The following is a 9,973-nucleotide window of genomic DNA, read 5'->3' as shown; positions in this document are numbered from 1 at the left end:
GCACTCTCAACCCCGCGAGACGGCGATCGGGGGCACTCTCAACCCCGCGAGACGGCAGTCAGGTCAATCCTCGGTCGAGCGCCGGACGGACTCGGGGACCCACAGGCCGCAGCGAGTCCTCGCCATCTTCGCGCCCTCTCGAAGGCGCGGGGTCGGGTCGGCGTCCCGCGGGTAGACGTGCTCCTGTTCGAAGACCTCGACGACCCAGCGACCCTTCTCGTCCAGCCACGTACGACGCTCCGCGTCATGCAACCGATGCTCGTCGGTCGAGTGGAACTGCTTCCCGTCGTACTCCGCCGCGAACCGGCACTCGGGAAGGGCGATGTCGAGCCGGTAGAGCGCCACCCCGTGCTCGTCGTAGACCCAGAACTGGAGCTCGGGGCGGGGCAGCCCGGCGTCGTACCAGTGCAGGCGCAGCCACGACTCCCCCGGTGACTCGGCGCGCCCGTCCACCAGCGGAACCAGCCAGCGGAGCTGGACGACCCCCCGCTCTCCCCGGAACCTCTCGACCGACAGGCGGATGGAGTCGTGCGGCACGCCGATGCGGACGAACCCGTCGAGCGCAGCCAGCGCGGCGAAGCGTCGCAGCCCGCGGCCCAGGTCGAGGGCGGTGCGAAGCGCCGTGGTGACACGGACGCCCTGCACCTCGGTGATGTCGTCCTTCAGGAGCTGACGGGTGCCGCTGGCCACTTCCGGTCGCCGCAGACGCGAGCCGCCCGTGCTGAAGACGCGGACCGGAGGAGGCATGTGCACCGCGGACGGGGGCAACACGTCGACCCCGTGCAGCCAGGCCGCGGTCTCGTCGGTGACCACGGCGGTCGCCGGCACGAGCAGGCGCAGCGCGGCCGCGCGCACGTCGACGGTGTCGAGCACCTGGGCGGCCACGTAGGCGCCCCGGAGCACGGGGCGGACCAGGCCGCGGTCGACCAGAATGCGCAAGTACCACCGGGAGACACCGAGTTGAGCCGCCTGGTCGGCGGTGAACGGCACATCGAGCGGAAGCGGGCACCGGTCGTCCAGGAAGACGAGGTCATCCGGCAGCCAGGAAGGTGGTTTCCTCATGCCCGGCAGCATGCCTAGATCGCGGCCGACGTGCGCGCGCTCATCCACAGGCGCTCGTCCACCGGCGCTGGAGAGTTCCCCGGATCGCCCGCTCGGCACCCTGACAGTTGCCACAAGTGCCGTCTCAGCGCGCTGAGAGTTGACGCGAGTGCCCTCTCGCGCCTCAGAGGATCCGAGGATCAGAAGATGAGGTCGCCCGACTTGCGGCGGGAGCGGAGCAGCTGGAGCGCCTCCTCCAGGATGTCGGCGGCCTCCTTGTCCGAGCGACGCTCCTTCACATAGGCGAGGTGCGTCTTGTAGGGCTCGTTCTTCGGCGCCGGCGGTGCGTTCTCGGCGTCCCGACCGGCCGGCAGGCCGCACTTCGGGCAGTCCCAGGAGTCCGGGACCTGCGCCTCGACGGACAGCGGCACCACCGAGCGGTGCTCGTTGGAGCAGAAGTAGGTGACGGCCTGCCGCGGGGCAGCCTCGCCCCGCTCGGCCTCACCCATCGGGCCGGCCCCCACCCGGCTCCCGCGAATAGCGTTTCCTCCACCAGCCACGGAAGGTTCCCTTTCTCAGTTCTGGTAGGCCAGGAGCAGGCCCAGGGCAATCACACATGCGAACCAGATGACCCCGATCCCGATCGTGAGCCGATCGAGATTCCGCTCGGCCACCGAGGACCCGCCGAGCGAACTGGACACGCCACCGCCGAACATGTCGGAGAGCCCGCCGCCCCGGCCCTTGTGCAGCAGGACCAGCAGCACCACGAGCGCGCTCGAGATGATCAGCAGAATGGTGAAGAGGAGAGTCACGGTCGTAAAGCCTACGTCACACCGGAGCCGTCAGAGGACCGGCATGTCGTAGTAGCGGCAGATTCCGCCGAACTCGTCGGCCTGCAGGCTCGCGCCGCCGACCAGGCAGCCGTCGACGTCGCCCTGCGCCATGATCCCGGCGACGTTGGCGGCCTTCACCGAGCCGCCGTAGAGGATGCGTACGCCGTCGGCCGCGACGTCACCGTGGACCTCGCGGACCCGGCCACGGATCGCGGCGCAGACCTCCTGCGCGTCCTCGGGCGTCGCCACCTCGCCGGTGCCGATCGCCCACACCGGCTCGTAGGCCACCACGAGCCCGGCGACCTGCTCGGCCGAGAAGCCGGCGAGCGACCCGTCCAGCTGCCCGAGCGTGTGGGCCACGTGCTCGCCGGCCTGCCGCACGCTGAGGCCCTCGCCGACACACACGATCGGCGTCATCGCGGCCGCCAGCGCCCGGTGCGCCTTGGCGTTGACGACGTCGTCGCCCTCGCCGTGGTGCTCCCGACGCTCGGAGTGCCCGACCACGACGTAGGAGCAGCCCAGCTTGGCGAGCATGCCGGCCGAGATCTCCCCGGTGTAGGCGCCCGCCTCGTGCATGGAGACGTCCTGCGCGCCGTAGCGCACCGCGAGCCGGTCCCCGTCGACCAGGGACTGCACCGAACGCAGGTCCGTGAACGGCGGCACCACGACCACCTCGGCGCGGCTGTAGTCGTGCTTCTTGTCGGCGAGCGTGACCGCCAGCTTCTGCACCAGGACGATCGCCTCCTGGTGGTTGAGGTTCATCTTCCAGTTCCCCGCCATCAGCGGGGTTCGCTTGCTCGCCATGCTCAGTCCTCCAGGACCTGGATGCCGGGCAGCTCCTTGCCCTCGAGGTACTCGAGGCTGGCGCCGCCACCGGTGGAGATGTGCCCGAAGGCGGACTCGTCGAAGCCGAGCGTGCGTACGGCGGCGGCGGAGTCGCCCCCGCCGACGACCGAGAGCCCGTCGATCTTCGTGAGCGCCGCCGCGACCGCGCGGGTCCCCTCGGCGAACGCGCTCACCTCGAAGACCCCCATCGGGCCGTTCCAGAACACCGTGCGTGCGTCCGCCAGGGCCGAGGCGAACGTCGCCGCCGACTCGGGGCCGATGTCCAGGCCGAGGCTGTCGGCCGGGATCTGCGAGGCGGGGACGACCCGGGGTTCCGGCGAGCGGTCGCCGGACGGGAAGGCGGTGTCCACCACGATGTCGGTGGGCAGCAGGATCTCGACGCCGGACTCCTCGGCGCGGCGCAGGTGCGCGCGGCAGGTCTCGAGCTGGTCCTCCTCGAGGAGGCTCTTCCCGACCTCGTGGCCCTGGGCGGCCAGGAAGGTGAAGACCATCCCGCCGCCGATGAGCAGCTTGTCGGCCTTGCCGAGGAGGTTGTCGATGACCCCGAGCTTGTCGGACACCTTCGAGCCGCCGAGCACCACGGCGTAGGGCCGCTCGGGGTCCTCGGTGAGCCGGCGCAGCACGTCGATCTCGGTCGCGACCAGGGCCCCCATGGCGTGCGGCAGCCGCTGCGCCACGTCGTACACCGACGCCTGCTTGCGGTGCACGACCCCGAACCCGTCGGACACGAACCCGTCGGCCAGCTCGGCCAGGCGATCGGCGAACGCACCGCGCTCGGCGTCGTCCTTGCTGGTCTCCCCGGCGTTGAACCGGACGTTCTCCAGCAGGGCGACCTGCCCGTCCTGGAGCCGCTCGACCGTGTCCCGGGCGCTGTCCCCCACCGTGTCGGTGGCGAACGCGACCGGGCTCCCGAGCAGCTCGCCGAGCCGGTCGGCCACCGGCGCGAGGGAGTACGACGGGTCCGGGCGGCCCTGGGGCCGGCCGAGGTGAGCGGTGACGACCACCCGGGCCCCGGCCTCGGCCAGCGCCCGGAGGGTCGGGACGCTCGCCCGGATCCGTCCGTCGTCGGTGATGGTGCCGGCGCTGTCCAGCGGCACGTTCAGGTCCGACCGCACGAGGATGCGCCTGCCGCGCAGTCCCCCCAGCTGGCGGTCGAGCGAGTCGAGGCTGCTCATCCGGTCAGAGGGTCTTGCCGACGTAGTCGATCAGGTCGGCGAGGCGGTTGGAGTAGCCCCACTCGTTGTCGTACCAGCCGACGACCTTGACCTGGTTGCCGATCACCTTGGTCAGCGGCGCGTCGAAGATGCACGACGCGGGGTCGGTCACGATGTCGGTGGAGACCAGCGGGTCCGTGGAGTAGCGGAGGAACTTGCCGTCCGCGGCCTTCTCCACCGCGGCGTTGACCTCCTCGACCGAGGTCTCGCGACCGGCCTCGAAGGTCAGGTCGGTGGCCGAGCCGGTCGGGACCGGCACGCGCAGCGCGTAGCCGTCCAGCTTGCCCTTCAGCTCCGGCAGCACCAGGCCGATGGCCTTGGCGGCGCCGGTCGAGGTCGGCACCACGTTCAGCGCGGCGGCCCGGGCCCGGCGCAGGTCCTTGTGGATGTTGTCCTGCAGGTTCTGGTCGGCGGTGTAGGCGTGCACCGTCGTCATCAGGCCCTTGACGATCCCGAACTCGTCGTTGAGCGCCTTGGCCATCGGGGCCAGGCAGTTGGTGGTGCACGACGCGTTGGAGATCACCGTGTGCGCCGCCGGGTCGTAGGTCTCGTGGTTGACGCCCATGACGACGGTGACGTCCTCGTTCTTCGCGGGCGCCGAGATGATGACCTTCTTCGCGCCGCCCTTGTCGACGTGGGCGCGCGCCAGGGTGGCATCGGTGAAGAAGCCGGTGGACTCCACGACCACGTCGACACCCAGGTCGCCCCACTTGAGGTTGGCCGGGTCGCGCTCGGCGAAGGTCTTCACGACCTGGTCGCCCACGCGGATCTCGTCCGCGGTCGCGGTCACGTCCGCGTCGAGCTTGCCGAGGATCGAGTCGAACTTCAGCAGCGGGGCGAGCGACGTGTTGTCGGTCAGGTCGTTGACGGCGACGATCTCGATGTCGAGGCCGGAGGCCCGGACGGCACGGAAGAAGTTGCGGCCGATCCGGCCGAATCCGTTGATACCTACGCGTACGGTCACTGATGGCTCCTGCTTCTCGGTCGGACAGTTGCGTTGAGCTGATGAGCACGGCGACGCGGCGGGTGGTGCCCCGCGTCGTTCTCGACCCTATCGCTCGCGCGGCGGGCGCCCTCGGGTCGTCCCGGGGTACGTGCGGGTAACCGGGCTGGACCCGGCGGCGTGGGCCTCACGCCTCGTCGGCGAGCATCTCCGCGGTCAGCGAGGACTCGGTGTCGGGGATCCCGAGCTCCTCGGCCCGCTTGTCGGCCATCGCCAGCAGCCGGCGGATCCGGCCGGCGATCGCGTCCTTGGTCAGCACCGGCTCGTGCAGCTGGCCGAGTTCCTCCAGCGAGGCCTGCTTGTGCTCCAGGCGCAGCTCACCGGCGAGGCGCAGGTGGTCGGGGACGTCCTCACCCAGGATCTCCATGGCCCGCTCGACCCGGGCCCCGGCGGCCACCGCGGCCCGCGCGGAGCGGCGCAGGTTGGCGTCGTCGAAGTTCGCGAGCCGGTTCGCGGTCGCCCGGACCTCGCGCCGCATCCGGCGCTCCTCCCAGGCCATCAGCGACTCGTGCGCGCCGAGCCGGGTCAGCAGCTGACCGATCGCGTCCCCGTCGCGAAGCACCACCCGGTCGATCCCGCGGACCTCCCGGGCCTTGGCCTGGATCCCCAGCCGTCGGGCCACGCCCACCAGCGCCAGCGCGGCCTCGGGCCCGGGACAGGTGACCTCCAGGGCGGAGGAGCGGCCGGGCTCGGTCAGCGAGCCGTGCGCCAGGAACGCACCGCGCCAGGCGGCGACCGAGTCGCACGCGCCACCGGAGACGACCGCCGGCGGCAGCCCCCGGACGGGCCGGCCGCGCTGGTCCAGCAGGCCGGTCTGGCGGGCCAGCGCCTCGCCGTCGCGCACGATCCGGACCAGGTAGCGGCTGCCCTTGCGGATGCCGTTGCCCTGGACCATGACCACGTCGGACTGGTGCCCGTAGACCTCGGCGATGTCCCTGCGCAGCCGGCGCGCGGCGGCACCGGTGTCGAGCTCGGCCTCCACGACGATCCGGCCGCTGACGATGTGCAGTCCGCCGGCGAACCGGAGCATCGAGGCCACCTCGGCCTTGCGGCAGCAGGTCTTCGAGACCTGGGTGCTCGACAGCTCCGCCTTCACCTGTGCCGTCATCGCCATGGCGGAATCCTCACACACGCGTCAACCAACCCCCGACCTGCCTCCGGACGCATCGGCGGGGGCCTCAGTCGCGCGCGAGGATCCGCTCGTAGGCCGCCGCGAGCCGGGCCACGTCGTGCCGCGCGGAGCCGTCGTCCATCGCCACGGGAGCCGCCACCAGGTCCGCGCCGTACGACGCCGCCGCGGCGGCGAGCCGGTCCGGGTCGCCGACGATGCTGGGGTCGGCGAGCACGGTGTGGATCTTCAGCCCGGGCGCGTGCTCGGCCAGCACCGCGAGGTGGTCCTCCGGGGCGAGCCCGTGGGTCTCCCCCGCCTGCTCGCCGAGGTTGAGCACCACGAGGATCCGTGCGTCGGTCTGCACCAGCGCCTCGCGCAGCTCGGGCACCACCAGGTGCGGCAGCACCGAGGTGAACCACGAGCCCGGCCCCAGCACCACCCAGTCGGCCTCGCGGATCGCGGCGACCGCCTCGGGGCAGGCGACCGGCTCCGGCTCGAGCCGGATCGAGACGATGTCGCCCTCGGTGGTCGCCACCTCGACCTGGCCGCGGACGGTGGTCGTCGCCCGGGGGTCGGCGGGCACCAGGCCGCGCACCTCGGCGGCGATGTCGAGCGCGTTGAGCGCCATCGGCAGCACCCGGCCCGAGGCGCCGAGCAGCCGGCCCACCCAGTCGAGCGCCTGGACGTGGTCGCCCAGCAGCTCCCACAGGCTGACGATCAGCAGGTTGCCGACCACGTGCCCGCGCATCTCGCCGTCCCCGGCGAAGCGGTGCTGGAGCACCTTGGCCCAGGTGACGCCCCAGTCGTCGTCACCGCACAGCGCGGCCAGCGCCATCCGCAGGTCGCCGGGCGGCAGCACGCCGAACTCGCCCCGGAGCCGGCCGGACGAGCCGCCGTTGTCGGCGACGGTCACGACCGCGCTCAGCTCGTCGACCACGAGGTCGTCGACGAGGCCCCGCAGCGCGCGCAGCGAGGCGTGCAGCCCGTGGCCGCCGCCGAGCGCCACTACCGACTGGGCCCGCTCCGCCATCACTCGCGTCCGAGGTCGCGGTGGGTGGCGCGGACGACGAACCCGTCCTCCCGCATCCGCCTGGCGATCTCCTCGGCGACGGCGACGCTGCGGTGCTTGCCGCCGGTGCAGCCGATCGCGACGGTCATGAAGCGCTTGCCCTCGCGGAGGTAGCCCGCGGCGACGCCCGTGAGCACCGGCACGTAGCGCTCGAGGAACTCCGCGGCGCCGGGACGGCTCATGACGTAGTCGGAGACCTCGGCGTCCCGACCCGTGCCGGCGCGCAGCTCGGGCACCCAGAACGGGTTGGGCAGGAACCGCATGTCGGCGACGAAGTCGGCGTCCACCGGGATGCCGTACTTGAACCCGAAGCTGGTCACGGTGACGTTGAGCCGGGTCGAGTCGGGCGTGCCGAACGCCTCGGCGACCCGGTCGGTGAGCTCGTGGACGTTCAGCTTGGAGGTGTCGATGACCAGGTCGGCCTCGCTGCGCAGGTCGGCCAGCACCCGCCGCTCGCGCTGCAGGCCGTCCAGCAGGCGGCCGCTGCCCTGCAGCGGGTGCGGCCGCCGGGCCGCCTCCTGCCGGCGCACGAGCACGTCGTCGGTGGCCTCGAGGAACACCAGCGTGGTGTGCCGGCCGGTGGCGCCGAGGGCGAGGTTCGCCTGCAGGGACTGGAAGAACGAGCCGGAGCGTACGTCGACCACGACCGCGATCGGCTGCTCGGTGCCGCGGCTCTCGTCGACCAGCCGGACCACCTCGCGGAGCAGGCTGGGTGGCATGTTGTCGACCACGTAGTAGCCGAGGTCCTCCAGCTCCTTGGCGGCCGTGCTGCGGCCGGCGCCGGTCATGCCGGTGACCACCACGAGCTCGCCGCGGTGCGCCTCCCCTGTCGCCATCAGTCCTCCTCGATCTCGCCGGTCGCGGTGTTCACCCGGACCAGGCCCTGTCCGGCGTCGGTCCGCCCGCCGTCCGCGCTCGTCACGAGGGCGTCCTTGATCGCCGTCGCGGTGCGCGCGCCGATGCCGGGCACCGTGGCGATCTCCTCCACGCTGGCGGCCTTGAGCTTCTTCAGCGAGCCGAAGTGCTTGAGCAGGGTCTTGCGGCGCACCTCGCCGAGCCCGGGCACGTCGTCGAGCAGGCTCTCGACCATGGTCTTGGACCGCCGGGAGCGGTGGTGGGTGATCGCGAACCGGTGCGCCTCGTCGCGGACCCGCTGCAGGAGGTAGAGCCCCTCCGAGGAGCGCGCCAGGATCACCGGGTCCTCCTGGCGGGGCAGCCAGACCTCCTCGAGCCGCTTGGCCAACCCGCAGACGGGGATGTCGTCGATGCCGAGCTCGTCGAGCGCCCGCTGGGCCGCCGCGACCTGCGGCGGGCCGCCGTCGACGACCACCAGCCCCGGCGCGTAGGCGAACTTGCGCGGCCGTCCGGTCTCCGGGTCGACCAGCATCGGGCCGTCGTCGCCCTCGACGGCCTGGGAGCGGGCCTGCTCGTCGAGCAGCCGCCGGAAGCGGCGGGTGATCACCTCGTGCATGGAGGCGACGTCGTTCTGGCCGTCCACGCCCTTGATGACGAAGCGGCGGTACTCGCTCTTGCGGGCGAGCCCGTCCTCGAAGACGACCATCGAGGCGACCACCTCGGTGCCCTGCAGGTTGGAGATGTCGTAGCACTCGATGCGCAGCGGCACCTCGTCGAGCTCGAGCGCGTTCTGGATCTCCTCCAGCGCTCGGTTGCGGGTGGTCAGGTCGCTGGCCCGCTTGGTCTTGTGCAGCCCGAGCGCCTGGAGCGCGTTGCGGGCCACGGTCTCCTGCAGGGTCTTCTTGTCCCCGCGCTGCGGCACCCGGATCCGGACCCGGCTGCCGCGCAGGTCGCTGAGCAGCTGCTCGAAGGTGTCGACGTCCGGGGGCAGGGCCGGCACCAGGATCTCGCGGGGGATGCTGTCGGCGTCGGCGCCGGCGTAGAGCTGGAGGAGGAAGTTCTCGACCAGCTCCGCGGTCCCGCCCTCCTCCACCCGGTCGGCGACCCAGCCGCGCTGGCCGCGGATCCGGCCCCCGCGGACGTAGAAGATCTGCACCGCGACCTCGAGCGGGTCCTCGGCGAGCGCGACCACGTCGGCGTCCGCGCCGTCGCCGAGCACCACGGCCTGCTTCTCGAGCGCCCGCTGCATCGCCCCCAGGTCGTCGCGCAGCCGCGCGGCCCTCTCGAAGTCCAGCTCCTCGGAGGCGGCGAACATCTCCTGCTCGATGCGGCGCATGAACGGCCGGGTGTGCCCGCCCATGAACTCGCAGAAGTCCTCGACGATCCGGCGGTGCTCCTCGGCGCTGACCTTGCCGACGCAGGGCGCGGAGCACTTGTCGATGTAGCCCAGCAGGCAGGGCCGGCCGATCTGCGCGGAGCGCTTGAAGACGCCGTTGCTGCACGAGCGCATCGGGAAGACCCGCAGCAGCACGTCGACGGTCTCGCGGATGGCCCACGCGTGGCTGTACGGCCCGAAGTAGCGCGTGCCCTTGCGCTTCGCGCCCCGCCCCACCATCACCCGGGGGAACTCCTCCCCGACGGTCACCGCCAGCCAGGGGTAGGACTTGTCGTCGCGGTACTTGACGTTGAACCGCGGGTCGTACTCCTTGATCCAGGAGTACTCCAGCTGGAGCGCCTCGACCTCGGTGTTGACCACGGTCCACTCGACGCTGGCCGCGGTCGTCACCATGGTGGCGGTGCGCTGGTGCAGGTTCCCGATGTCCTGGAAGTACGACGAGAGCCGGGACCGGAGGTTCTTCGCCTTCCCGACGTAGATCACCCGGCGGTTCGCGTCGCGGAACCGGTAGACGCCCGGCTGGGTGGGGATCGACCCGGGCTCGGGGCGGTACGACAGGGGCCCGCGCAGGGAACGGGACGAACGGGCAGGCACGCCCCAACCCT

Annotated in this window: 10 protein-coding genes; all 10 read right to left on the bottom strand. The window is 72.0% G+C overall.

Annotation, left to right across the window (positions count from 1 at the left end):
- Positions 1-63: 63 nt before the first annotated feature.
- The 10 genes from BJZ21_RS09040 to uvrC all read right to left on the bottom strand — a co-directional run bounded on the left by BJZ21_RS09040 (position 64) and on the right by uvrC (position 9,938).
- A complete protein-coding gene (locus BJZ21_RS09040) occupies positions 64-1,062 on the bottom strand; it encodes a type IV toxin-antitoxin system AbiEi family antitoxin domain-containing protein (RefSeq protein WP_179663431.1) in 999 nt (332 codons plus the stop codon).
- Positions 1,063-1,241: 179 nt separating this feature from the next.
- On the bottom strand, positions 1,242-1,601 hold the full coding sequence (locus BJZ21_RS09035; RefSeq protein WP_179663430.1) for an RNA polymerase-binding protein RbpA: 360 nt from the start codon (positions 1,599-1,601) through the stop codon (positions 1,242-1,244).
- A gap of 15 nt (positions 1,602-1,616) precedes the next feature.
- A complete protein-coding gene (gene secG / locus BJZ21_RS09030) occupies positions 1,617-1,853 on the bottom strand; it encodes a preprotein translocase subunit SecG (protein WP_179663429.1) in 237 nt (78 codons plus the stop codon).
- A 30-nt stretch (positions 1,854-1,883) separates the two neighbouring features.
- The gene (gene tpiA / locus BJZ21_RS09025) at positions 1,884-2,678 is read right to left on the bottom strand and encodes a triose-phosphate isomerase (protein WP_179663428.1); all 795 of its coding nucleotides are present in this window, start codon (positions 2,676-2,678) and stop codon (positions 1,884-1,886) included.
- Positions 2,679-2,680: 2 nt separating this feature from the next.
- Positions 2,681-3,895 (bottom strand): phosphoglycerate kinase, encoded by a 1,215-nt coding sequence (locus tag BJZ21_RS09020; protein WP_179663427.1) that lies wholly within the window; start codon positions 3,893-3,895, stop codon positions 2,681-2,683.
- A 4-nt stretch (positions 3,896-3,899) separates the two neighbouring features.
- Entirely contained in the window at positions 3,900-4,898 is a 999-nt protein-coding gene (gap, locus tag BJZ21_RS09015) for a type I glyceraldehyde-3-phosphate dehydrogenase (protein ID WP_179663426.1), read from the bottom strand.
- Between the two features lie 166 nt (positions 4,899-5,064).
- Positions 5,065-6,051: a DNA-binding protein WhiA gene (gene whiA / locus BJZ21_RS09010; protein WP_179663425.1), complete on the bottom strand. Its 987-nt coding sequence runs from the start codon at positions 6,049-6,051 to the stop codon at positions 5,065-5,067.
- Positions 6,052-6,115: 64 nt separating this feature from the next.
- Complete coding sequence (locus BJZ21_RS09005) at positions 6,116-7,078, bottom strand: gluconeogenesis factor YvcK family protein (protein ID WP_179663424.1); 963 nt, start codon at positions 7,076-7,078, stop codon at positions 6,116-6,118.
- Positions 7,078-7,953 (bottom strand): RNase adapter RapZ, encoded by an 876-nt coding sequence (gene rapZ, locus BJZ21_RS09000; protein ID WP_179663423.1) that lies wholly within the window; start codon positions 7,951-7,953, stop codon positions 7,078-7,080. Before rapZ ends, BJZ21_RS09005 begins: the two co-directional genes overlap by 1 nt.
- A complete protein-coding gene (gene uvrC, locus BJZ21_RS08995; RefSeq protein ID WP_179665607.1) occupies positions 7,953-9,938 on the bottom strand; it encodes an excinuclease ABC subunit UvrC in 1,986 nt (661 codons plus the stop codon). The genes rapZ and uvrC overlap by 1 nt, the downstream gene beginning before the upstream one ends.
- Positions 9,939-9,973: the final 35 nt, after the last annotated feature.

It is taken from the genome of Nocardioides panaciterrulae, from assembly GCF_013409645.1.
Lineage (GTDB): Bacteria > Actinomycetota > Actinomycetes > Propionibacteriales > Nocardioidaceae > Nocardioides > Nocardioides panaciterrulae.
This window is presented reverse-complemented; position numbering and strand designations above follow the sequence as displayed.